The sequence below is a fragment of the Pseudomonas sp. 2024-210 genome, from assembly GCF_045062345.1.
GTDB lineage: Bacteria > Pseudomonadota > Gammaproteobacteria > Pseudomonadales > Pseudomonadaceae > Aquipseudomonas.
Genome location: NZ_JBJGEJ010000005.1, coordinates 283,716 through 307,570, shown reverse-complemented (window position 1 = coordinate 307,570; position 23,855 = coordinate 283,716). Strand labels below are relative to the sequence as shown.

Sequence of the window (23,855 nt, the reverse complement as noted above, 5' to 3'; positions counted from 1 at the left end):
TTGCACAAAAAAGGGCGACTCCGCACAGGAGCTCGCCCTAGCACTGCTTATAAAGAGCAAGGCACGCCATTGGCGTCCCCGCCCTCCTCTCAACGACTCAAGCGTGCGCTTGACCTTCTGCCAGGAAGAACCAGGTTTCCAGCACGGTATCAGGGTTCAACGACACACTTTCAATGCCCTGATCCATTAGCCAGCGTGCCAGATCCGGGTGATCGGAAGGGCCCTGACCGCAAATACCGATGTACTTGCCTGCTTTGTTGCACGCCTGAATAGCGTTGGACAGCAGCTTTTTCACCGCCGGGTTACGCTCATCAAACAAGTGTGCAATCACACCGGAGTCACGGTCCAGACCCAGGGTTAGCTGAGTCAGGTCGTTGGAGCCGATGGAGAAACCGTCGAAAAACTCCAGGAACTCTTCGGCCAAAATCGCGTTGGACGGCAGTTCACACATCATGATGATGCGCAGGCCGTTTTCGCCGCGCTTGAGGCCGTTTTCGGCCAGCAAGTCGATCACTTGGCTTGCCTCGCCCAACGTGCGCACAAACGGCACCATGATTTCGACGTTGGTGAAACCCATCTCCTCACGCACACGCTTGAGCGCGCGGCATTCAAGCTCGAAGCAGTCACGGAAGTTTTCGCTGATGTAGCGCGACGCACCGCGGAAGCCCAACATCGGGTTTTCCTCTTCCGGCTCGTACAACTTGCCGCCGATCAAGTTGGCGTACTCGTTGGACTTGAAGTCCGACAGGCGCACGATGACTTTTTTCGGGGTAAAAGCAGCTGCCAGCGTGCTAATGCCTTCAACCAGTTTTTCAACGTAGAAACCGACCGGATCGTCGTAGCCCGCGATTCGTTTGTCGACGCTGTTCTTGATTTCCGGCGGCAGACCGTCGTAGTTCAGCAGCGCTTTAGGGTGCACGCCGATCATGCGGTTAATGATGAACTCCAGACGAGCCAGGCCCACACCCGCGTTCGGTAACTGCGCGAAGTCAAAGGCACGGTCGGGGTTGCCGACGTTCATCATGATCTTGAACGGCAGTTCCGGCATGGCATCGACGGAGTTTTTCTTGATGTCGAAGCCCAGTTCGCCTTCAAAGATAAACCCGGTGTCGCCTTCAGCACAGGACACTGTCACACCCTGACCGTCTTTCAACAGTTGAGTGGCGTTGCCACAACCAACCACAGCCGGAATACCCAATTCACGGGCGATGATCGCCGCATGACAGGTGCGCCCGCCACGGTTGGTGACAATGGCGCTGGCACGTTTCATCACCGGCTCCCAATCCGGGTCGGTCATGTCGGAAACCAGTACATCGCCCGGCTGCACTTTGTCCATCTCGGACACGTCTTTAATGATGCGCACCTTGCCCGCACCAATACGCTGGCCAATGGCGCGACCTTCAACCAGCACGGTGCCGGTTTCTTTGAGCAGGTAGCGCTCCATGACATTGCCGGCACTGCGGCTTTTCACGGTTTCAGGGCGTGCCTGAACGATGTACAGCTTGCCGTCATCGCCGTCTTTGGCCCATTCAATGTCCATCGGGCACTTGTAGTGCTTTTCGATGATCATGGCTTGCTTGGCCAGCTCGCCGACTTCGGCGTCAGTGAGGCAGAAGCGTGCACGGTCGGCCTGATCAACGTCGATCACCTTTACCGACTTGCCGGCACTGGCTTCGGCGCCGTAAATCATCTTGATTGCTTTGCTGCCCAGATTGCGGCGCAAAATGGCAGGACGACCCGCTTCAAGGGTTTGCTTGTGAACGTAGAATTCGTCCGGGTTTACCGCGCCTTGAACGACGGTTTCACCCAATCCGTAGGCGCCGGTGATGAACACTACATCACGAAAGCCCGACTCGGTGTCCAGGGTAAACATCACGCCCGCAGTGCCGGTTTCAGAGCGCACCATGCGCTGCACGCCCGCCGACAGAGCGACCAGTTTGTGGTCAAAGCCCTGATGCACGCGGTAGGAAATCGCCCGATCGTTGAACAAAGAGGCAAACACCTCTTTGGTTGCACGAATCACGTTTTCAACGCCACGGATGTTCAGAAAGGTTTCTTGCTGACCGGCAAAGGACGCGTCCGGCAAGTCTTCGGCCGTCGCTGACGAGCGTACAGCCACCGCCATATCAGGGTTGCCGCTGGACAAGGTAGCGAACGCCGTACGAATGGCTTCGTTAAGTGTCTCCGGGAACTCGGCTTCCATGATCCATTGGCGGATCTGCGCGCCGGTTTTGGCCAGTGCGTTAACGTCATCGACGTCCAGCGCGTCGAGCGCTGCATGGATCTGATCGTTCAAGCCGCTCAGCTCAAGAAAATCACGGTACGCCTGGGAAGTCGTGGCAAAACCACCGGGAACCGAAACACCAGCGCCTGCAAGATTACTGATCATCTCGCCGAGGGATGCGTTCTTGCCCCCTACGTGCTCTACGTCATGGGCGCCGAGCTTATCGAGGGAAACTACGTACTCTACCAAGGTGATCTCTCCACTAACTGTGTTGGAAAAGCTCAGGGCGCTGAATACTCATCTAGGGAGCATCGCAGCGAGTGTGGCCTGGACCTGGAAAATAAGTGAAACTGCCTGTTATGTAGTGCAACAAAATCTTACCTATCATATCCAAGATTCGTCACCAGCTTAAGGCCCAAGCGCAAATGAAACGATCTGCTTTCTTTATCTCCGATGGCACCGGCATTACCGCCGAGACCTTGGGCCAGAGTTTGTTGGCACAATTCGAAAATGTGACCTTCAGCAAGTTCACCCGTCCGTACATCGACAACGCCGAAAAAGCGCGGGCAATGGTACAACAAATCAACAATGCCGCCGAAAAAGACGGGGTTCGCCCGATTATTTTCGACACCATCGTCAATCAGGACATCCGTGAGATTCTTGCCACGTCCAATGGTTTCATGATCGACATCTTTTCCAGCTTTCTTGCCCCGCTGGAGCAAGAGCTGGCGGAGCATTCTTCCTATTCAGTGGGAAAATCCCACTCTATTGGCCATAACTCCAACTACATGGAGCGTATCGAGGCGGTCAACTTTGCCCTCGACAATGACGATGGCGCACGTACACATAAATACGACAAGGCCGACCTGATCCTGGTAGGTGTCTCACGCTGCGGTAAAACCCCGACCTGCCTTTATATGGCCATGCAATTCGGCATACGCGCGGCCAACTACCCGCTGACTGATGACGACATGGAAAGCCTCAAGCTTCCTCCGGCGTTAAAGGCACACAAACACAAGTTGTTTGGCCTGACCATCGACCCTGATCGCCTGACCGCCATTCGCAACGAGCGCAAGCCTAACAGCCAATACTCCAGCTACGCCCAGTGCGAATTTGAAGTGCGCGAGGTCGAGCGTTTGTTCCAGCGTGAGAACATCCCGCATATCAACTCCACGCATTTCTCGGTCGAAGAAATCTCGGCGAAAATTCTGGTTGAGAAAGGCGTAGAGCGGCGCTTCAAATAAAACGAACTGCCAGCTTTTAGCCACAAGCTGGCAGTTGAAATCAGATTGCGCCCTGCCTGTTTTTTCTTGCAGCTTGCCGCTTACAACTGTTTTTACTGCTCAAAGAGCCCCACAAACGTATGAACAGGCATCGCCTCAAGCCTTGCCTGATCCTTGCACAGCGCAAAAATCTTGGTGCAACGCTGCCCCACAAATCGCGTCGCCAGGTTGGCCTTGAACTTGTCCTCCAGTAATGGAATGCCTTGAGCACGGCGACGGCGATGGCCTATCGGGTATTGCACAACTATTTGCCCGGTGCAGGTGCCATCGTTGAAAAACACCTGAATGGCGTTGGCTATCGAGCGTTTATCCGCCTCCAGGTATTCACGGGTAAAACGCGGGTCTTCAACGATCTCCATCTTCTCGCGCAGCTCATCAATGATGGGATGCGCCGCATGAAACTCATCCTCATAGTGCTCCGCCACCAGATTGCCAAACGCCAGAGGGACAGCTGTCATGTATTGAAGGCAATGATCACGGTCTGCCGCGTTGGCTAATTTTCCTTGTTTGGAAATGATCCGAATCGCTGATTCGTGGGTTGTAATTACGATTTTGGCGATTTCGTGCAGGCGATCCTTGACCTCCGGGTGTAAGGTCACGGCCGCCTCGCAGGCTGTTTGCGCATGAAACTCGGCCGGGAAGCTGATCTTGAACAGCACGTTTTCCATTACATAGGTGCCGTAAGGCTGCGACAACCGTAAGTGACGCTGATTTTCAGGTTTGAGCGCCAAATCCTTGTTGGTGTGACTGAACAGCACATCGTAAAAGCCCCACTGTGGCGCGGTGAGCACACCCGGCACGCCCATTTCGCCGCGCATGGCAATGTCTGCCAGGCGCACGCCGCGGCTTGAAGCATCCCCCGCCGCCCAAGATTTACGCGACCCCGCATTCGGCGCATGGCGGTAAGTGCGCAGGGCTTGGCCATCCACAAACGCATGGGACAACGCCGACAATAATTGCTCGCGGTTAGCGCCCATCAGCTTGGCACAGACCGCCGTTGAAGCGACCTTGACCAACAGAACATGGTCGAGGCCAACACGGTTGAATGAGTTTTCCAGAGCAATGACGCCTTGAATCTCATGGGCCATGATCATGGCCTCAAGGACCGCGCGCATGGTCAGTGGCGTTTCGCCGTTGGCCACGCGTTTTTGCGACAGATGATCGGCCACCGCCAAAATACCGCCCAGATTGTCCGAAGGATGGCCCCACTCGGCCGCCAGCCACGTGTCGTTGTAATCCAGCCAGCGCACGATGCAGCCGATGTCCCACGCGGCTTTGACCGGGTCGAGGCGAAAGGAGGTGCCGGGCACACGCGCCCCGAACGGCACCACGGTACCTTCCACAATGGGCCCCAAGTGCTTGGTGCATTCAGGAAAACGTAGCGCCAGCAAGCCGCAACCCAAGGTGTCCATCAGGCAGTTACGGGCGGTGTCGAGGGCTTCAGGCGAGGTGATGGTGTAGGTCAGAACATAGTCGGCAATGTCCTGCAAAACCTGGTCATAGTCAGGACGGTTGTTGAGGTCGACGTTGGCGCTCATGGGGCAGTCTCCAGCAGGCATTATTGAAACGTGGGTTAATCCTCAGGCAGGTCGTTAACAGGCGGGTCTGGAGTGCCCGCTTAAAATCAGTGTTGAAGCATTCCCTCACCCTAGCCCTCTCCCAGAGGGAGAGGGGACTAAAGGCAAGAGCGGATCGGTGCATAACCACCCATCAGCCCCCTCTCCCTCTGGGAGAGGGTTGGGGTGAGGGTTTACGCCATCAAAACGAATCGCCGGGCACTCGCACCCAACCTTCCATCAAGACCCGCGCGCTGCGGCTCATGATCGCTTTAGTGACCGTCCATTCACCGTTCACTCGCTGCGCTTGCGCACCAACGCGCAATGTTCCTGACGGATGTCCGAAACGCACGGCACTGCGTTGTTCACCGCCCGCTGCAAGGTTGACCAGCGTGCCGGGGATCGCAGCCGCTGTACCAATGGCCACCGCCGCCGTGCCCATCATCGCGTGATGCAACTTACCCATCGACAACGCTCGCACCAGCAGGTCAACACTCTGCGCGCTGACCGGTTTGCCGCTGGACGACACGTAATCCAAAGGCCCAGCAACAAACGCCACTTTAGGGGTGTGCTGACGCTTGGCCGCTTCTTCAAGCCGGTCAATCAACCCCATGCGCAACGCACCGTGGGCGCGGATGGTTTCGAACATGGCCAGCGCTTTCGGGTCGCTGTTAATGTCGTCTTGCAGTTCAGCACCGGTGTACCCCACATCCCGTGCATTGACGAAGATCGTCGGGATGCCCGCATTGATCAGGGTCACGTTCAGGGTGCCCACGCCTGGCACCTCCAGATCATCCACCAGATTGCCGGTCGGAAACATTGAACCGCCTGCCCCCTCTTCGTCCGCCGCCGGGTTCAGAAACTCAAGCTGCACTTCAGCGGCCGGAAAAGTCACGCCATCAAGCTCAAAGTCACCGGTTTCCTGAACCGCGCCATCGGTAATCGGCACATGAGCAATAATGGTTTTACTGATGTTGGCTTGCCAGATTCGCACCACAGCCGTGCCGTTATGCGGGATACGCGCCGCGTCCACCAGACCGCTGCTAATGGCAAACGAACCGACGGCAGCCGAGAGGTTGCCGCAGTTACCGCTCCAGTCGACAAACGGCTTGTCGATGGCGACCTGGCCAAACAGATAGTCCACATCGTGATCCGCGTGGGCACTTTTGCTCACGATCACGGTTTTGCTGGTGCTGGAGGTCGCCGCCCCCATGCCGTCGATCTGCTTTTCATACGGGTCTGGGCTGCCGATGACGCGCAACAGCAAGGCATCGCGGGCGGCACCCGGCACCTGAGCAACAGCTGGCAAGTCGAGCAGGCTGAAAAAAACCCCTTTGCTGGTGCCGCCACGCATATAGGTGGCGGGGATTTTGATTTGTGCTGCGTAGGCCATAAAAAAATCCTTTAAAGGCCGGGGCACTTGGCCCCGGCACTGCAATTAAGCCGTGGCCGATTCCAGGAAGTCCTGAGCAAAACGTTGCAACACGCCCCCGGCTTCATAGATTGACACTTCTTCTGCTGTATCCAGACGGCAGGTCACCGGCACCTCGACGCGTTCACCGTTTTTACGGGTAATCACCAGCGTCAACGTGGCACGTGGCGTGCGCTCACCGATAACGTCATAGGTTTCGCTGCCGTCAATTTGCAGCGTTTTACGGTCAGTGCCCGGCATGAACTCCAGCGGCAACACACCCATGCCCACCAGGTTGGTGCGGTGAATGCGCTCGAAGCCTTCGGCCGCGATGGCTTCAACCCCGGCCAGCCGGACGCCTTTGGCCGCCCAATCGCGGGAGGAGCCTTGTCCATAGTCGGCACCGGCAATGATGATCAGCGGCTGTTTGCGGTCCATGTAGGTTTCGATGGCCTCCCACATGCGCATCACCTGGCCTTCAGGCTCCAGACGGGTCAGAGAACCCTGCTTGACCTTACCGTCTTCGATGACCATTTCATTGAATAATTTGGGGTTGGCAAAGGTCGCACGCTGGGCCGTCAGGTGATCGCCCCGATGGGTCGCGTATGAGTTGAAGTCGACCTCGGGCAGGCCCATTTTCGCCAGGTACTCACCTGCCGCACTGTCGAGCATGATCGCGTTGGACGGCGACAAATGGTCAGTGGTGATGTTGTCCGGCAACACTGCCAGCGGGCGCATGCCTTTAAGCGGACGCGCACCGGCCAAGGCGCCTTCCCAGTAAGGCGGGCGACGGATGTACGTGCTTTGTGGGCGCCAGTTGTACAGCGGCTCAACTTTGGGGCCGGTGTCTTCGTGTATCGCAAACATCGGGATATAGACTTGACGGAATTGCTCAGGCTTAACGGCTGCCTTGACCACGGCGTCGATTTCTTCGTCGCTCGGCCAGATGTCCTTCAGGCGGATTTCATTGCCGTGGGCATCGAGGCCCAACACGTCCTTTTCGATATCGAAACGGATGGTGCCAGCAATCGCATACGCGACGACCAATGGCGGCGAGGCCAAAAAGGCCTGCTTGGCGTAGGGGTGGATGCGCCCGTCAAAGTTGCGGTTGCCCGACAGTACGGCGGTGGCGTAAAGGTCGCGGTCGATGATTTCCTGCTGGATCTTCGGGTCCAGTGCACCGGACATGCCATTGCAGGTGGTGCAGGCAAACCCGACGACACCAAAGCCTAACTGCTCCAGTTCATCGGTCAGCCCCGCCTCATCCAGGTACAGGGCCACGGTTTTCGAACCCGGCGCCAGCGACGATTTAACCCACGGTTTGCGGGCCAGGCCCAGTTTGTTGGCGTTACGGGCGATCAAACCGGCGGCAATCACGTTGCGCGGGTTACTGGTGTTGGTGCAACTGGTGATGGCCGCAATGATCACAGCCCCATCCGGCATTTGCCCCGGCACATTGTCCCACTGACCGGCAATGCCTTTGGCTGCCAGATCGCTGGTGGCTACACGGGCGTGCGGGTTGCTCGGGCCGGCCATGTTGCGCACCACGGATGACAGATCAAAGCTCAGGTTGCGCTCATATTGCGCGTCCTTGAGGCTGTCGCCCCACAGGCCGCTGACCTTGGCATAATTTTCGACCAGTTGAACTTGCTGGTCTTCGCGGCCCGTGAGCTTGAGGTAATCGATGGTTTGCTGGTCGATATAGAACATTGCCGCTGTGGCGCCGTATTCCGGGGCCATGTTGGAAATGGTCGCACGGTCGCCCAATGTCAGGGCCGCAGCGCCTTCGCCATAGAATTCGAGCCAGGCACCGACAACTTTTTGTTTGCGCAGAAACTCGGTCAGCGCCAAGACCATGTCCGTCGCGGTAATGCCCGGTTGCAACTTGCCGGTCAGCGCTACGCCAACGATTTCTGGCAGGCGCATCCATGAGGCCCGACCGAGCATCACGCTTTCGGCTTCAAGACCACCGACGCCAATGGCGATCACACCCAGCGAATCAACGTGGGGGGTGTGACTGTCGGTGCCCACGCAGGTGTCGGGGAAGGCCACACCGTCACGCACTTGAATCACCGGGGACATTTTCTCCAGGTTGATCTGGTGCATGATGCCGTTGCCGGGCGGGATCACGTCGACGTTTTTAAAGGCCTTTTTGGTCCACTCGATAAAGTGAAAGCGGTCTTCGTTGCGACGGTCTTCAATGGCGCGGTTTTTTTCAAACGCCTCGGGATCATTCCCGCCACATTCCACAGCCAGCGAGTGATCGACGATCAGTTGGGTCGGCACCACCGGGTTCACTTGTGCCGGGTCGCCGCCTTGTAGCGCGATGGCATCGCGCAGACCCGCGAGGTCAACCAGCGCGGTTTGCCCCAGAATGTCGTGACACACCACGCGGGCCGGGAACCACGGAAAGTCGAGGTCGCGCTTGCGATCAATCAACTGGCTCAACGAGGCATTCAGGGTCGCGGGGTCACAGCGCCGCACCAGGTTTTCGGCCAGCACGCGGGAGGTGTAAGGAAGCGTGTCATAAGCCCCGGGCTTGATCGCATCGACTGCCGCGCGGGTGTCGAAATAATCCAGCCGGGTGCCCGGTAGTGTTTTGCGAAATTCAGTGTTCATGGCGTAGGGCTCGATCACGGTTAGGTCTGAGGGCGCACCGCCGATGAGGCGTGACGAGGCGCCCTGCTGGTCAGCGACGTTCGATTAATACGAACTTGCGCTGTTCGACGCCGGTGTATTCGGCGCTAGGGCGGATGATGCGATTGTTGGCTCGCTGCTCGAACACGTGTGCGGCCCAGCCTGTCAGGCGTGAACACACAAAGATGGGGGTAAACAGCTTGGTCGGAATGCCCATGAAGTGGTACGCCGAGGCATGGTAGAAATCAGCGTTCGGGAATAACTTTTTCTGTTCCCACATGGTTTTATCAATGGCTTCCGATACTGGAAACAGCACCGTGTCACCGACTTGATCCGCCAGCTTTTTCGACCATTGCTTGATCACTTCGTTACGCGGGTCACTGTCCTTATAGATGGCATGACCAAAGCCCATGATCTTGTCTTTGCGCGCCAGCATGCCGAGGGTGCCCTGCACGGCCTCTTCGGCCGAGCCGAAACGCTCGATCATTTCCATCGCTGCCTCGTTCGCACCACCGTGCAGCGGGCCACGCAACGAACCGATGGCCGCCGTGATGCAGGAGTACAGGTCGGACAAGGTCGATGCACAGACACGCGCCGTGAACGTGGACGCATTGAACTCATGCTCGGCATAAAGGATCAGCGACACGTTCATCACTTTGACGTGCAACTCGCTCGGCTTTTTATCGTGCAGCAAGTGCAGGAAGTGACCAGCCATCGAGTCTTCGTCGGTCACGCAGCTGATGCGTTTGCCATCGTGGCTGAAGCGATACCAGTAGCACATGATCGCCGGGAAGGTAGCCAGCAGGCGATTGGTCTTGTCCAGTTGTTCGGAAAAGTCTTTCTCCGGCTCCAGGTTGCCCAGGAACGAACAACCGGTACGCATCACGTCCATCGGGTGCGCGTCGGCAGGAATGCGCTCCAGTACTTCTTTCAACGCCTGCGGCAAATCACGCAGGGTTTTGAGCTTGGCCGTGTAGTCAGCCAGCTCGGCCTTGGTAGGCAGTTCGCCGTACAGCAGCAGGTAAGCCACTTCTTCGAACTGAGCATCGGCTGCCAGTTCGCGAACGTCATACCCCCGATAAGTGAGCCCGGCGCCTTCTTGACCTACGGTCGACAAGGCCGTCTGACCGGCCACTTGGCCGCGTAATCCGGCACCACTCAAAACTTTTGCTTCGGCCATTGCGCTCTCCAATCTTGAATTTGTTAGGGATAAGGCAAATTTTTGTAGCCGCTGTCGAGCGAAGCTAAGGCTGCGATCGGCTGCGAAGCGGCCGCACACCAAGCGACTCAACCGTTCAGACAGACCACACCTTGCGATCTTACGACCGCTTCGCGCTCGATCGCAGCCTTCGCTTCGCTCGACAGCGGCTACAGGTATTACGGGCGTTTAATTATTTCTTCCCGGCAAATACCGCATCGAGCTTTTGCTCGAAAGCGTGGTAGTTGATGGCGTCGTACAGTTCCATGCGGGTTTGCATGGTGTCGATGACGTTTTGCTGGGTGCCGTCGCGTCGGATTGCGCCGTAGACGTTTTCCGCCGCTTTGTTCATGGCACGGAACGCCGACAACGGGTACAGCGCCAGCGATACGTCGGCGCTGGCCAATTGCTCGGTGGTGTACAACGGCGTCGCGCCGAACTCGGTGATATTGGCCAAAATCGGCGCCTTCACCCGATTGGCAAACAGCTTGTACATCTCAAGCTCGGTGATGGCTTCCGGGAACACCATGTCTGCGCCCGCTTCCACACACGCCGCCGCACGCTCAAGCGCCGACTCCAGACCTTCCACCGCCAGCGCATCAGTTCGCGCCATGATCACAAAGCGGTCATCGGTGCGTGCATCGACTGCCGCCTTGATGCGATCGACCATTTCTTGCAGCGAGACGATTTCTTTATTCGGACGATGACCGCAACGTTTAGCGCCCACTTGGTCTTCGATGTGAATCGCCGCCGCGCCGAACTTGATCATCGATTTAACGGTGCGCGACACGTTGAAAAATGAGGAGCCAAAACCGGTGTCGACATCGACAAGCAACGGCAGGTCGCACACGTCGGTGATGCGGCGAACATCGGTCAGCACATCATCAAGACCGGTGATGCCAAGGTCCGGCACGCCCAAAGACCCTGCAGCCACCCCGCCACCCGACAGGTAGATCGCCTTGAAACCGGCGCGCTTGGCTAACAGCGCATGGTTGGCGTTGATCGCGCCCACCACTTGCAGCGGATGTTCACTGGCGACTGCATCACGGAAACGTTGGCCTGGACTGTTTTTATTGCTCATGACTCACCTCGTGGAGTGGCTGTCTGCTGGGCGCTGTCTTGGTAATGACGCGCAATGTTGCGTTTAGAAGCGCCGATATGACGGCGCATCAATAATTCGGCCAACTCACCGTCGCGGTCGGCAATGGCATCAAGAATGCGGTGATGCTCGGCAAACGCCTGATGCGGGCGGTTGGGGGTGGTGGAGAACTGGATGCGGTACATGCGCACCAATTGGTACAGCTCGCCGCAGAGCATTTGGGTCAGCGTGCGGTTGCCGCTGCCTTGAATAATCTTGTAATGAAAATCGAAGTCGCCTTCCTGCTGGTAGTAACCGACACCGGCTTGAAACGCCTCATCGCGCTCATGGGTTTCGAGTACGCGGCGCAACTCGGCAATGTCTTCGTCGCTCATGCGTTCGGCCGCAAGGCGGCAGGCCATGCCTTCCAGAGACTCACGAATTTCGTAGAGCTCGATCAGCTCGGCGTGGCTCAAGGACACGACTCGCGCGCCAACATGGGGGACGCGCACCAGCAAGCGCTGCCCTTCAAGCCGGTGAATGGCTTCGCGCAACGGCCCGCGGCTGATGCCATAAGTGCGCGCCAGCTCAGGCTCGGAGATTTTGCTGCCGGGGGCGATTTCGCCTTTGACAATAGCCGCCTGAATCCGCCTGAAGACGTTCTCGGAAAGGGTTTCCGAATCGTCCTGAACGTTCAGATCAGAATCCAGTGCTTGCAGCATATTGTCGACACCTTGAAAATCAATAGTGCCAAAACTAGCGATTCAAGCAGCAATAGTCAAAACATAAATAGATATTGTCGACAATCTAAGTATTCGACCTTGGTTGCATCGACAACCACAATGAGTATCGGGAACCGCCTCGACGCTGGCGCCATAAAACCATCATGCTAGAATGCCGCCCGCATCCGCCCTGCCCTTCTTTATAGAGAGCAGCCGCACGAGGACACTTGCGCTCCTGCCAGTCGCCTTGAACTGAAGATTGCAAGAGACCACGCCCCGATTTATGAAATTTCTCACCCTGTCTGCCCTTCTTTCCCTGCTATGCCTGCCGAGCCTGAGCTTGGGTGCCGAAAAGACCGTGTACGGTCTCAACGAATACGCTGAACTGGCGGGCATTGACCTGCAAGTCGCCGCCAAACTCGACACGGGCGCTAAAACGGCTTCACTCAGCGCACGCGACATCAAACGCTTCAAGCGCGATGGCGAGAGCTGGGTGCGCTTTTATCTGGCCATCGATGACGCCCACTCGCACCCCATAGAACGCCCGCTGGCCCGCGTCAGCAAGATCAAACGCCGCTCTGGTGACTATGACCCGCAAGCCGACAAGAACTACACATCGCGCCCGGTGATCAACCTGGAAATTTGTATGGGCAAAGCTTTACGTACGATAGAAGTGAACTTGACTGACCGAAGTGCGTTCCAATACCCGCTGCTGATCGGCTCCGAAGCGCTTAAACGCTTTGATGCGCTGGTCGACCCAAGTCTTAAATATGCTGCTGGCAAACCTGCCTGTGTCGCCAACGCTCAAACCGCAGAGTAATTGAAATGCGTGCGCTAACCCTTCATCTGAAAATCTTGATCACCATTTTGGTGGTACTCGGGATTTCGATCACTGCTTATCAGATTTTCGCCCTCGGCATTCCTGTGACCGAAGACGCTACCGACGACCTGTGGAACATCGATGCCAAGGTCGAGTTCGTCGCCAGTTCAAAAGACCCGGTCAAAGTTCAGATGTTCGTGCCGCCGCTTAACCGCGACTACGTGAGCCTCAATGAAAGCTTTATCTCCAATAATTACGGCGTGAGCGTTAACCGGGTAGACGGCAACCGCAAAGTTACCTGGTCGGCACGCCGGGTCAGTGGCAAGCAAACCCTGTATTACCGCCTGGTGCTGACCAAACGCTACTCGGGCGACAAAACCAAGGTTAAAGGCCCGGTCTTCCGCGACAGCATCGCTGTCGAAGGCCCTGAGAAAATCGCCGCCGAAGCGTTGTTGGCTCCCATTCGCCAGCACTCGGCCGATGTCGAAACCTTTATCAGCGAGACCATCAAGCGGGTCAACAACCCCAGCGATGACAACGTAAAGCTGCTGCTGGCGGGCGACCCTTCCACTGCACATAAAGCTCAGGTCATCGAGTTGCTGCTGTCGATTGCCCACGTCCCGATGGAACAAGTCCACACGATCCGCTTGGTGGCTGATCAGCCGCAAACCCCCGAATTGTGGTTGCGCAGCTTCAACGGCAACGACTGGCTGTATTTCAACCCGGAAACCGGCGAGCAAGGCCTGCCGGCTGACCGCCTGCTGTGGTGGACGGGCGATGAGCCGATGGTCACTGTGGATGGCGGCAAGAAAGCCAACGTGACGTTCAGCCTGAGCAACAGCGAAATGAACGCCATTCGTTTGGCCAAGCTGACCGACGAGAACACCGACGCCAACTTCCTTGAATACTCGCTGTATGGCTTGCCGCTGCAAACGCAGCAAACGTTCATGATCATGGTCATGATCCCGATTGGCGTGCTGGTCATTCTGGTACTGCGCAACCTGATCGGCTTGCAAACCCTGGGCACCTTCACCCCGGTGCTGATTGCATTGGCGTTCCGCGAAACCCAACTGGAGTTTGGCATCATCCTGTTTACGGTGATAACGGCACTCGGGTTGATGTTGCGGTCTTATCTTGAGCACCTGAAGCTGCAAATGTTGCCGCGACTTTCAGTCGTGCTGACCTTCGTGGTGATACTGATCGCCGCCATCAGCCTGTTCAGCCACAAGCTGGGCCTTGAACGCGGGCTCTCTGTGGCTCTGTTCCCGATGGTGATTTTGACCATGACCATTGAGCGCCTGTCGATTACCTGGGAAGAGCGCGGCGGCGGACACGCCATGAAAGTCGCCATCGGCACCCTGTTTGCTGCCACCCTGGCGTATCTGGTCATGAGCATCCCTGAACTGGTGTACTTCGTGTTCACGTTCCCGGCCGTTCTGCTTATTCTCGTGGGCTTTATGTTGGCCATGGGTCGTTATCGCGGCTACCGCCTGACCGAGCTGGTGCGTTTCAAAGCCTTTTTGAAGGCTGACTCCTGATGTTTGGCCTCTGGAAGACATGGAAGGCCCTGGAAGCCCGGGGCATCATGGGCATCAACCGGCGCAATGCGGACTACGTACTCAAGTACAACAAACGCAGCCTGTACCCGATTGTGGATGACAAAATCATCACCAAAGAGCGCGCCCTCGAAGCCGGCATTCACGTGCCGGAGATGTACGGCGTGATCTCCACCGAAAAGGGCATCGAGAAACTCGACGACATCATCGGGGGACGGACCGACTTCGTGATCAAGCCTGCGCAAGGCGCGGGTGGTGACGGGATTCTGGTGATTGCTGACCGCTTTGAAGACCGCTTTCGCACGGTGTCGGGCAAGATCATCAGTCATGAAGAAATCGAACATCAAATTTCGAGCATTTTGACGGGCCTCTATTCCTTGGGCGGCCACCGCGACCGTGCGCTGATCGAGTACCGGGTGATTCCAGATCAGATCTTCAAAAGCATCAGCTACGAAGGCGTGCCGGATATTCGCATCATTGTGCTGATGGGCTACCCGGTGATGGCCATGTTGCGCTTGCCGACCCGCCAATCAGGCGGCAAAGCCAATTTGCACCAAGGCGCCATCGGTGTAGGCGTCGACCTGGCCACAGGCCTGACCCTGCGCGGTACATGGTTGAACAACATCATCAGCAAGCACCCTGACACCACCAACGCGGTGGACGGCGTGCAACTGCCCAACTGGGACGGCTTCATGAAGCTGGCGGCGGGCTGCTATGAATTGTGCGGTCTTGGCTATATCGGCGTAGACATGGTGCTCGATCAGGAGAAAGGCCCGCTGATTCTAGAACTCAACGCGCGCCCTGGCCTGAACATCCAGATTGCCAACGACTGCGGCCTGACGCTGCGCACTCACGCCGTCGAAGCCCACCTTGAAGAACTGGCAGCCAAAGGCATCAAGGAAACCCCGGAAGAGCGCGTGCGCTTTGCCCAGGAGTTGTTTGGGCATATCCACCCGAAAGACTGACACTAAAAACCGTAGCAGCTGCCGAAGGCTGCGTCCGACGACGCAGTCGTCGCAAAATCAGATGCTGCGGTGTATCAGTTAAACTCTGCTCTCAGGTTTTACGATCGCTTCGCAATCGAACGCAGCCTTCGGCAGCTGCTACGGGATTAGCGTTGCGCTGGCACTCAGGACTACAATCTGCCCCCCCCCGCTCCGATGGCTGATCTGCCTCACATGTTGACCTGCTCCGTACACCCGCTGCCCTACTGCGCCAACCCTGCCGATTATTTTGCAGCCATTCGCCATGCCCCCGGCGCTGTGCTGCTGGACAGCGGTCGGCCCACTGCCGACCGTGGCCGTTATGACCTGATGAGTGCCTGGCCGCTCGAAGAACTGGCCGTTCGCCCGCAGGAGTCGGGGCGCGATTTTCTGCAACGCTTGCGCGACAGCCTCAAGCAGCTCGGCAATGCCACGCTGCCGACCGGGCTCGAACTGCCCTTTGCCGGCGGCCTGATTGGCTACCTGAGCTACGATTTCGGCCGCCAACTGGAGCATCTACCCGCACGCTCACAAGACGATGTACACCTGCCCGACGCACAACTGGGCCTATATGCCTGGTCACTGATCAGTGACCATCACGCCGCCACCAGCCAATTGGTGTTTCACCCCAGCCTTGAGGCGACCGAGCGTGAGCGCCTGACGCACCTGTTCAGCCAGCCAGCAGCCGCGCACCACCGCTCTTTTTCATTGAAACACCCCATGCAGGCCGATATTAGCGCCCACTACTACGAGCAGGCACTGAAGCAGATCCATCACTACATCAAGGCGGGCGACTGCTATCAAGTCAACTACACCCAGCGCTTCAGCGCCCCCTGCGAGGGTGACGCATGGGCGGCATACCGTGCTCTGCGTGAGGCCTGCCCGACGCCGTTTTCCGGGTTTATAAGCCTGACTGGCGACGACGCGATCTTGAGCCTGTCGCCTGAGCGCTTTGTTCGTGTCAGCCACAATCAAGTTGAAACCCGCCCGATCAAAGGCACCCGCCCGCGAGGCAAAGACAGCGCCGAAGATGCTGCCAACGCAGCCGAACTTCTGGCTAGCCCCAAGGATCGTGCAGAAAATTTAATGATTGTTGATTTACTGCGCAATGATCTGGGACGCACCTGCCGTACAGGCTCAGTCAAAGTGCCGGAGCTGTTTAACCTTGAGAGCTACCCCAATGTTCATCACTTAGTGAGCAGCGTTACCGGGGAACTGGCGGACGGCAAGGATGCTCTGGACCTGATCGGTGACAGTTTCCCGGGTGGCTCGATTACCGGCGCCCCGAAGATCCGCGCCATGCAGATCATCGACGAACTGGAACCCACACGGCGCAGCATCTACTGCGGCTCCTTGTTGTATCTGGATGTGCGCGGCGAAATGGACAGCTCTATCGCTATCCGTACCGTGCTGGTCAAGGATGGCCATGCACGCTGCTGGGGCGGCGGCGGCATTGTGGCCGACTCCCACTGGCAAGACGAATATCAGGAATCCATCACGAAGGTGAAGGTATTGCTCGATACGCTGCGAACCCTGTAACCCGCGGTTTTTGCTAACATCTCGCCCACTAGAGAGCGCCCAGCGCCATTCACTGTAGGAAGCCGCCTGATGAGCCATCCGTTCGACGTCGCACAGACCGCCGCGACATACGCCAGCAAATCACCGCAAGACATTCTTAAACTCGCCTTTGAACACTTCGGCGACGAACTCTGGATCTCCTTTAGCGGTGCTGAAGACGTGGTGCTGGTGGACATGGCCTGGAAGATCAATAAAAACGTCAAGGTGTTCAGCCTCGACACCGGTCGCCTCCACCCTGAAACCTATCGTTTTATTGACCAAGTGCGCGAGCACTACAACATCCAGATTGAACTGATTTCACCGGATCACACCAAACTGGAACCGTTCGTCAAAGAAAAAGGCCTGTTCAGCTTCTACAAGGATGGCCACGGCGAGTGCTGCGGCATCCGCAAAATCGAACCGCTGCGCCGCAAGTTATCGACGGTCAAAGCCTGGGCAACCGGCCAGCGTCGCGACCAGAGCCCAGGCACTCGCAGCCAGGTCGCCGCACTGGAAATCGACGGCGCATTCTCCACACCCGAGCGGCCCCTGTACAAATTCAACCCGCTGGCACAGATGACCAGCGAGGAAGTCTGGGGTTACATCCGCATGCTGGAACTGCCTTATAACAGCCTGCACGAGCGGGGATTCATCAGCATTGGTTGCGAACCGTGCACCCGCCCGGTATTGCCCAACCAGCACGAACGCGAAGGTCGCTGGTGGTGGGAAGAAGCCACGCAAAAGGAATGCGGGCTGCACGCTGGTAACCTGATCGCCAAACACTAGTCCCCAGCATCCCGCTCGCACGGCTTGCGTTTACCCGACACTTTCGTTGAGAATTGGTAATTATTCTCAATAACGTTTGAGTCACACTTATGTCCTCGGGCGAACCTGCGTTTCAGTCTGCCATTTCAGCGCTCTACAGCGAGCACCACAGCTGGCTGTTTGGCTGGCTGCGACGCAAGCTGGGCTGCGCACACAATGCGGCCGACCTTGCACAAGACACCTTCGCCCGGATACTTAATGCTCGCGAATCAGTCGCGACCCTGCGTGAACCCCGCGCATTTTTGAGCACCACCGCGCGGCGCTTGATCATCGATCAGTCTCGACGCAAAAAAATTGAAAACGCTTATCTTCAAGAGCTGGCACTTACAGCCCAAGCCCTTGAAGGCTTTCAGTCTCCCGAGCAAATTCTGACCACCCTCGAAGCACTCGAACAGATCGCGTTTATTCTCGAAGGGATGCACGAAAAGGCACGACAGGCTTTCGTGCTGTATTACCTGGACGGCCTGACCCAGTGCGAGATCGCCCGCCAACTGAGCCTTTCTGACCGTACAGTGCGCAAGTATCTGATTCAGGCCTTATTGCATTGCAGCCACAGCCTGGACACGTAATGCCCTCTTCACAGCCAACCATTGATGAAGAAGCTGCAGAATGGATCCTTCGTCTGCACGAAGAAGGTTTCAGCGAACCCTTGCGTCTTGAGTTCGACCGCTGGCAGCAACAAAGCCCTAAGCATCAGGCTGCCGCCTTGCGCATGCAGCATGTGATCAGCCGTTTAAAAGCGCTGCGCGGGCAGTCAGCACCGGCCAAGGCGGCACTGAACGCAGCGTTCAGCGTGAAGAAACCCTATAAGTACGCGCGGCGGGCACTTCTTTTAGCGTTTGCATTGGCATTACCTCTGACCTTGCTGATGCGCAGCCACTATCCCGAGCAATGGATGGCCGATATCAGCACCGGCCCCAATGACTGGAAAACCTTGCGCCTGCCTGACAACTCCACGATTACCCTCAGCGGCACCAGCGCAGTCAATCTGCACTTCGATGGCACCTTGCGACGCATCGACTTGTTGCAGGGCGAAATTCTGATTGAAGTGGCGCACGACAACACCCGGCCTTTTATCGTGCACACCGAACAAGGCAGCATGCGCGCGCTGGGCACCCGCTTTTTAGTCAAACACTTGCCGGACACTACTGTGCTAAGCATGCTGCAATCGCGTGTCGCGGCACAAAGCGCCGATGAACAACGCACATTGGAAGTGAGCGCAGGCTCTCAAGCGTTGATCCGCCGCAACGCTGTCGAACTCGCTGGTAACATCGACCCGGCCAGCATTAACAAGGCCTGGCTGCACCACCAACTGGTGGTGGAAAACCAGCCGCTGCCTCAGGTTCTGGATGAGATTTCACGCCATCGACGTGGCCATATTCAGTTTGACCGTGCCGCACTTTCCGACTTGCGTGTGTCCGCCGTATTACCGCTGGACGATACCGACAGAGCCCTGCAACTGGTCGCAGAAACCCTGTCGTTGACTATTCATACCTACACACCGTGGCTCATTGTGGTCAGCCAAAAGTCGCCATCTAAAAAATAATAATTCGCATTCGTTCCGCTTTTTTCGCGTCAGCCGTCAAGGAAGGTACAAAGACCCATAAAGGATTGCGCTCTTCATGTTGACCTCCCCCCCTCTGCGCAGACGCTTTAATCCCGGCACCTGCAAACCGCTGACCCTGCTCATTCACATGGCTATTGTTTCGACTGCCAGTGCACTGAGCCCTGCATATGCCCAGGCACAATCCAGCATGGCCGTGCAAACCTATGACATTCCTGCCGGGCCTTTGAGCAACGCAATCAACCGCTTTGCGCAACAGGCCGGGGTCGCCATTATCGTGCCGTCCAACACCTTGCAAGATCTGACGACGCCCGGCCTGCATGGCACCTACAGCGAGCAAGGCGGCTTCGAAGCACTCTTGCGCGGTACCGGATTTACCGCTGTCAACACGGCCAATGGTTACAGGCTCGATCCATTGCCGGTCGCGGGCGCATTGGAATTAGGCGCAACCGAGGTCAGCGCCAATCAGTTGGGGACAATTACCGAAGGTACGGGCTCCTACACACCCGGCAGTATTGCCACGGCGACGCGGATGGTGCTGACACCGCGCGAAACCCCGCAGTCCATCTCGGTGGTCACGCGCCAAGCAATGGACGACTTCGGCCTCAACTCGATTGATGATGTGATGCGCCACACCCCCGGCATTACCGTAGCCACCTATGACAGCGACCGCACCAGCTATTATTCGCGTGGTTTTGCGATCAAGAACTTCCAATACGATGGCATCCCGATCCTGCAAGACGCGCAATATTCTGCCGGGCATACCCTGACCGACACTGCGATATATGACCGGGTTGAAGTGCTGAAGGGTGCCACAGGCTTGCTCACTGGCGCGGGTGGGCCGGGCGGGACGATCAATATGGTGCGCAAAAAACCGACCCGCGAGTTCAAGGCTCACGTGGATCTTGGGGCCGGCTCCTGGGACAACTACCGTTCGGAAATCGATGTCAGCGGCCCGCTGACAGAAAGTGGCAATGTGCGCGGCCGCGCGGTTGCGGCGTATCAGGATAAGCACTCGTTCATGGATCACTACTCGCGCGACAGCGAGGTTTACTACGGCATACTTGAGGTCGACCTGACCCCTGACACGCTGCTGACCTTGGGCGCCGACTATCAGGACAACAACCCTAAAGGTTCCAGCTGGTCAGGCAGCGCCTCATTATTCAACTCCGCAGGTGAACGCATCAGCACCCCGCGCTCCTTCAATAACGGCACTCAATGGAGCAGTTGGAAGCAATACACCCGCACCGTGTTCTCTACCCTGGAACACAACTTCGAAAACGGCTGGGTCGTCAAAGGCCAGTACAACCATCAAATCAATGGCTATAACGCCCCCTTGGGGGCCTTGCTCGACCCGGATGTAACGACCGGCTTGGCACCTATTCTCGCTCGCAAATACACCGGCGAATATGTCAGTGACAGCGGAGACCTTTTTGCCACAGGGCCATTCAGCCTGCTGGGACGTGAACATGAATTAGTGATTGGTGCTTCGGCGGCCAAATCTCACTGGACGGGCAAGGATTACACCAACGCCAAGATGATCGACAACGCCTACGACTACTACAACTGGAAAGGCGACGCGCTTGAGCCAGATTGGGGCGCAGTCACGTCGTACAACGATGAAACCACGCGTCAGACCGGCACGTACATGACCGGGCGTTTTAACCTGACAGACGATTTGACCCTGCTGCTCGGAACACGAGTGGCCAATTACACCCTGACAGGTACCAGCCAAGCCAAAGACACCGGCAAAGTGCTGCCTTATGCCGGGGTTATTTACGACCTCAATGAAAATATTTCTGCTTACGCCAGCTATACGGAAATTTTCCTGCCGCAATCCTATTACCGTGATCGCGACAACAAGATGCTTGAGCCCGATGAAGGCACGAATTATGAGCTGGGTTTGAAAGGTGAGTTCTATGATGGGCGTCTGAATTCTAGCCTTGCGTACTTTGAAGTACACCAAGATAACCGACCAGAGGCAGACACTTCTTACAACGGTAACCCGACCAATCCCGACATTGAATACGCCTACAAAGGTATTAAAGCCACCACCAAGGGCTACGAAGCTGAAATCTCGGGTGAGCTATTGCCTGGCTGGCAGTTGCAAGCGGGCTACACACACAAAGTCAGTCGTGATCAGAGCGGTAAAAAGGTCTCGACCTGGGAACCAGAGGATCAAATCAATCTGTACACAAGCTACACGTTGACAGGAGATCTCGACAAGTTGACCTTGGGCGGCGGCGTGCGCTGGCAGAGCACAGGCTGGCAAGTGCTGACCAACTGGAACAAAGGCGGCACTCAAGAGAAGTTTTCCCAAGCCCCCTACTGGCTGGTTGATTTGATGGCGCGCTATCAGATTTCGAAAAACCTGTCGGCCACCGTCAACCTTAACAACGTGTTCGACAAGTCGTACTACACCAATATTGGTTTCTACAACTCGTCCTACTACGGTGATCCACGCAATGTGATGGTGAGCACACGCTGGGATTTCTAAAAAGTCACCTGGAGACGCTGCCGAAGGCTTCAAAGCAGTCGTCGGCGCTCTCCGGGAGCAGCCCTTCGCAGCGACTACAGACTGCCCATATACAAAACACACGCGCACAAAAAAGCCTGCACTAGGCAGGCTTTATTGCGTGTCACAAGCGTTCAAGGGGCTTGTGACTCTAATATGGCGCAGCGGACGGGACTCGAACCCGCGACCCCCGGCGTGACAGGCCGGTATTCTAACCGACTGAACTACCGCTGCGCGTAACACTGAAAGCGAATGGTGGGTGATGACGGGATCGAACCGCCGACCCTCTGCTTGTAAGGCAGATGCTCTCCCAGCTGAGCTAATCACCCTTTCACTTCACTCTCGATGCGGGGCGCATTCTCTCACACTTTTTGTGTAAGTGGTTGTTTTATTTGAGTTTTTTTCAAAACTCTCAAAAACTACCGTTTCCAACGCCCCACTCTTTGATTCTGCAGCGAACTGCAAAATCGAAGCCTTTCAGGAAAAAGCCCGCATTCAGCGGGCTTCCCCAACCACAAGCGTTCAATGGGCTTGTGGTAACAAAAATGGCGCAGCGGACGGGACTCGAACCCGCGACCCCCGGCGTGACAGGCCGGTATTCTAACCGACTGAACTACCGCTGCGCGTAACACTGTGAGCGAATGGTGGGTGATGACGGGATCGAACCGCCGACCCTCTGCTTGTAAGGCAGATGCTCTCCCAGCTGAGCTAATCACCCTTTCACTCTCGGTGTGGCGCGCATTCTACGTAGCGACCTATAGTCTGGCAAGCACTTTTTAAAATAATTTTTCTAACGATGACAAAGGCTTAGCGCAGGGTTGGCCTATTAAGGCTATCAAGCGAATAATGCACCTTTGTATATAGGAGTGATTCACCCCATGTGGTTCAAAAACCTGCTTATCTATCGCCTGACCCAAGATCTGCCTTTTGATGCGCAGGTGCTGGAAACGGCACTGGCCACCAAACCGGCCCGCCCGTGTTCAAGCCAGGAAGTAGCCACCTACGGCTTCGTTGCCCCGTTCGGCAAAGGCGAAGACGCACCGCTGGTTCACGTCAGCCAGGACTTCCTGCTGATCGCCGCCCGCAAAGAAGAACGCATCTTGCCGGGCAGCGTTGTACGTGATGCCTTAAAGGAGAAGGTCGAAGAGATCGAAGCCGAACAAATGCGTAAGGTTTATAAGAAGGAGCGTGATCAGCTCAAGGACGAAATTATCCAGGCCTTCTTGCCACGCGCCTTTATTCGTCGCTCGGCAACCTTTGCCGCCATTGCACCGAAACAAGGTCTGATTCTGGTTAACGCCTCCAGCCCGAAACGCGCAGAAGACTTGCTGTCGACGCTGCGTGAAGTGATCGGTTCCTTGCCGGTTCGTCCGCTGGCTGTGAAAACTGCGCCGAGCGCGGTGATGACTGAATGGGTCAAGACGCAAAAAGCCGCCGACAACTTCTTCGTCCTCGACGAATGCGAACTGCGCGACACCCACGAAGATGGCGGCATCATTCGCTGCAAACGTCAGGACCTGACCAGCGACGAAATCCAGTTGCACCTGAGCACTGGCAAAGTCGTGACTCAACTGTCCCTGGCCTGGCAAGACAAGCTGTCCTTCGTGCTGGACGACAAGCTGGTGGTCAAGCGCTTGAAGTTTGAAGACCTGCTGCAAGATCAGGCTGAACAGGACGGCGGCGACGACGATCTGGGCCAGCAAGATGCCAGCTTCACCCTGATGATGCTGACCTTCGGCGAGTTCTTGCCGCAGCTGTTTGAGGCGTTGGGTGGCGAAGAAACCCCGCAAGGGATCTAACGGCTCACGCTGTTGTAGCCGCTGCCGCAGGCTGCGATAAGGTCCGCAGGGCCTTCGCTTCTTTATAAGCCGCAAGGGGCCTTCCCAATCCCCTTCGCAGCCTGCAGCAGCGGCTACACCGACAATA

General features: G+C 56.8%; 17 protein-coding genes and 4 tRNA genes. 10 read left to right on the top strand and 11 right to left on the bottom strand.

From position 1 onward, the window contains the following. Positions 1-97: 97 nt before the first annotated feature. Positions 98-2,473, bottom strand: a complete 2,376-nt coding sequence (gene ppsA, locus ACI7MX_RS10325; RefSeq protein WP_405591644.1) for a phosphoenolpyruvate synthase — start codon at positions 2,471-2,473, stop codon at positions 98-100. A 176-nt stretch (positions 2,474-2,649) separates the two neighbouring features. Here ppsA and ACI7MX_RS10320 point away from each other — a divergent pair, with 176 nt between their 5' ends. Further along, entirely contained in the window at positions 2,650-3,468 is an 819-nt protein-coding gene (locus tag ACI7MX_RS10320) for a pyruvate, water dikinase regulatory protein (protein WP_314493199.1), read from the top strand. A 92-nt stretch (positions 3,469-3,560) separates the two neighbouring features. Here the strand turns inward: ACI7MX_RS10320 and prpD are convergent, their stop codons facing one another. The 6 genes from prpD to ACI7MX_RS10290 form a co-directional block, all read right to left on the bottom strand. Then, positions 3,561-5,045 (bottom strand): 2-methylcitrate dehydratase, encoded by a 1,485-nt coding sequence (gene prpD, locus ACI7MX_RS10315; RefSeq protein ID WP_405591648.1) that lies wholly within the window; start codon positions 5,043-5,045, stop codon positions 3,561-3,563. A 220-nt stretch (positions 5,046-5,265) separates the two neighbouring features. After that, the gene (gene prpF / locus ACI7MX_RS10310) at positions 5,266-6,456 is read right to left on the bottom strand and encodes a 2-methylaconitate cis-trans isomerase PrpF (RefSeq protein ID WP_405591651.1); all 1,191 of its coding nucleotides are present in this window, start codon (positions 6,454-6,456) and stop codon (positions 5,266-5,268) included. Positions 6,457-6,501: 45 nt separating this feature from the next. Then, entirely contained in the window at positions 6,502-9,093 is a 2,592-nt protein-coding gene (gene acnD, locus ACI7MX_RS10305; protein WP_314492931.1) for a Fe/S-dependent 2-methylisocitrate dehydratase AcnD, read from the bottom strand. A gap of 70 nt (positions 9,094-9,163) precedes the next feature. Then, entirely contained in the window at positions 9,164-10,291 is a 1,128-nt protein-coding gene (gene prpC / locus ACI7MX_RS10300; protein WP_405591655.1) for a 2-methylcitrate synthase, read from the bottom strand. Positions 10,292-10,502: 211 nt separating this feature from the next. Then, positions 10,503-11,390 (bottom strand): methylisocitrate lyase, encoded by an 888-nt coding sequence (prpB, locus tag ACI7MX_RS10295; RefSeq protein ID WP_405591658.1) that lies wholly within the window; start codon positions 11,388-11,390, stop codon positions 10,503-10,505. After that, complete coding sequence (locus ACI7MX_RS10290; protein WP_153376953.1) at positions 11,387-12,109, bottom strand: GntR family transcriptional regulator; 723 nt, start codon at positions 12,107-12,109, stop codon at positions 11,387-11,389. The genes prpB and ACI7MX_RS10290 overlap by 4 nt, the downstream gene beginning before the upstream one ends. A 283-nt stretch (positions 12,110-12,392) precedes the next feature. Here ACI7MX_RS10290 and ACI7MX_RS10285 point away from each other — a divergent pair, with 283 nt between their 5' ends. The 8 genes from ACI7MX_RS10285 to ACI7MX_RS10250 all read left to right on the top strand — a co-directional run bounded on the left by ACI7MX_RS10285 (position 12,393) and on the right by ACI7MX_RS10250 (position 21,911). Further along, the gene (locus ACI7MX_RS10285) at positions 12,393-12,929 is read left to right on the top strand and encodes an ATP-dependent zinc protease (RefSeq protein ID WP_314492047.1); all 537 of its coding nucleotides are present in this window, start codon (positions 12,393-12,395) and stop codon (positions 12,927-12,929) included. A gap of 5 nt (positions 12,930-12,934) precedes the next feature. Next, positions 12,935-14,467 (top strand): inactive transglutaminase family protein, encoded by a 1,533-nt coding sequence (locus ACI7MX_RS10280; protein ID WP_314492050.1) that lies wholly within the window; start codon positions 12,935-12,937, stop codon positions 14,465-14,467. After that, positions 14,467-15,450 (top strand): alpha-L-glutamate ligase-like protein, encoded by a 984-nt coding sequence (locus ACI7MX_RS10275; RefSeq protein WP_122784599.1) that lies wholly within the window; start codon positions 14,467-14,469, stop codon positions 15,448-15,450. The genes ACI7MX_RS10280 and ACI7MX_RS10275 overlap by 1 nt, the downstream gene beginning before the upstream one ends. 213 nt (positions 15,451-15,663) lie before the next feature. Beyond that, complete coding sequence (gene pabB / locus ACI7MX_RS10270; RefSeq protein ID WP_314492056.1) at positions 15,664-17,007, top strand: aminodeoxychorismate synthase component I; 1,344 nt, start codon at positions 15,664-15,666, stop codon at positions 17,005-17,007. Between the two features lie 69 nt (positions 17,008-17,076). Continuing rightward, positions 17,077-17,811, top strand: a complete 735-nt coding sequence (locus tag ACI7MX_RS10265; protein ID WP_314492059.1) for a phosphoadenylyl-sulfate reductase — start codon at positions 17,077-17,079, stop codon at positions 17,809-17,811. 89 nt (positions 17,812-17,900) lie between these two features. After that, positions 17,901-18,419: a sigma-70 family RNA polymerase sigma factor gene (locus tag ACI7MX_RS10260; RefSeq protein ID WP_405591664.1), complete on the top strand. Its 519-nt coding sequence runs from the start codon at positions 17,901-17,903 to the stop codon at positions 18,417-18,419. Continuing rightward, positions 18,419-19,396, top strand: a complete 978-nt coding sequence (locus tag ACI7MX_RS10255) for a FecR family protein (protein ID WP_405591667.1) — start codon at positions 18,419-18,421, stop codon at positions 19,394-19,396. Before ACI7MX_RS10260 ends, ACI7MX_RS10255 begins: the two co-directional genes overlap by 1 nt. Before the next feature lie 76 nt (positions 19,397-19,472). Next, positions 19,473-21,911 (top strand): TonB-dependent siderophore receptor, encoded by a 2,439-nt coding sequence (locus ACI7MX_RS10250; RefSeq protein WP_405634570.1) that lies wholly within the window; start codon positions 19,473-19,475, stop codon positions 21,909-21,911. A 175-nt stretch (positions 21,912-22,086) separates the two neighbouring features. Here the strand turns inward: ACI7MX_RS10250 and ACI7MX_RS10245 are convergent. The 4 genes from ACI7MX_RS10245 to ACI7MX_RS10230 form a co-directional block, all read right to left on the bottom strand. Further along, positions 22,087-22,163: transfer RNA gene (locus tag ACI7MX_RS10245), tRNA-Asp, on the bottom strand. 19 nt (positions 22,164-22,182) lie between these two features. After that, positions 22,183-22,258 (bottom strand) — tRNA-Val (locus ACI7MX_RS10240). 217 nt (positions 22,259-22,475) lie between these two features. Beyond that, positions 22,476-22,552, bottom strand: a tRNA-Asp gene (locus ACI7MX_RS10235). Positions 22,553-22,571: 19 nt separating this feature from the next. After that, positions 22,572-22,647: transfer RNA gene (locus ACI7MX_RS10230), tRNA-Val, on the bottom strand. A gap of 160 nt (positions 22,648-22,807) precedes the next feature. On the opposite strand from ACI7MX_RS10230, the gene rdgC reads away from it, so the two are divergent. Next, positions 22,808-23,728: a recombination-associated protein RdgC gene (gene rdgC / locus ACI7MX_RS10225; RefSeq protein ID WP_122784604.1), complete on the top strand. Its 921-nt coding sequence runs from the start codon at positions 22,808-22,810 to the stop codon at positions 23,726-23,728. Positions 23,729-23,855 lie beyond the last annotated feature (127 nt).

Bases quoted from the DNA above. Each gene is read 5' to 3' on its own strand.
- ACI7MX_RS10320 (WP_314493199.1), top strand. From the start codon at position 2,650: ATGAAACGATCTGCTTTCTTTATCTCCGATGGCACCGGCATTACCGCC.
- rdgC (WP_122784604.1), top strand. From the start codon at position 22,808: ATGTGGTTCAAAAACCTGCTTATCTATCGCCTGACCCAAGATCTGCCT.
- ACI7MX_RS10260 (WP_405591664.1), top strand. From the start codon at position 17,901: ATGTCCTCGGGCGAACCTGCGTTTCAGTCTGCCATTTCAGCGCTCTAC.
- acnD (WP_314492931.1), bottom strand. From the start codon at position 9,093: ATGAACACTGAATTTCGCAAAACACTACCGGGCACCCGGCTGGATTAT.
- ACI7MX_RS10265 (WP_314492059.1), top strand. From the start codon at position 17,077: ATGAGCCATCCGTTCGACGTCGCACAGACCGCCGCGACATACGCCAGC.
- ACI7MX_RS10285 (WP_314492047.1), top strand. From the start codon at position 12,393: ATGAAATTTCTCACCCTGTCTGCCCTTCTTTCCCTGCTATGCCTGCCG.
- ACI7MX_RS10255 (WP_405591667.1), top strand. From the start codon at position 18,419: ATGCCCTCTTCACAGCCAACCATTGATGAAGAAGCTGCAGAATGGATC.
- ACI7MX_RS10280 (WP_314492050.1), top strand. From the start codon at position 12,935: ATGCGTGCGCTAACCCTTCATCTGAAAATCTTGATCACCATTTTGGTG.
- ACI7MX_RS10290 (WP_153376953.1), bottom strand. From the start codon at position 12,109: ATGCTGCAAGCACTGGATTCTGATCTGAACGTTCAGGACGATTCGGAA.
- prpC (WP_405591655.1), bottom strand. From the start codon at position 10,291: ATGGCCGAAGCAAAAGTTTTGAGTGGTGCCGGATTACGCGGCCAAGTG.
- ACI7MX_RS10275 (WP_122784599.1), top strand. From the start codon at position 14,467: ATGTTTGGCCTCTGGAAGACATGGAAGGCCCTGGAAGCCCGGGGCATC.
- prpF (WP_405591651.1), bottom strand. From the start codon at position 6,456: ATGGCCTACGCAGCACAAATCAAAATCCCCGCCACCTATATGCGTGGC.
- pabB (WP_314492056.1), top strand. From the start codon at position 15,664: ATGTTGACCTGCTCCGTACACCCGCTGCCCTACTGCGCCAACCCTGCC.
- ACI7MX_RS10250 (WP_405634570.1), top strand. From the start codon at position 19,473: ATGTTGACCTCCCCCCCTCTGCGCAGACGCTTTAATCCCGGCACCTGC.
- prpB (WP_405591658.1), bottom strand. From the start codon at position 11,390: ATGAGCAATAAAAACAGTCCAGGCCAACGTTTCCGTGATGCAGTCGCC.
- prpD (WP_405591648.1), bottom strand. From the start codon at position 5,045: ATGAGCGCCAACGTCGACCTCAACAACCGTCCTGACTATGACCAGGTT.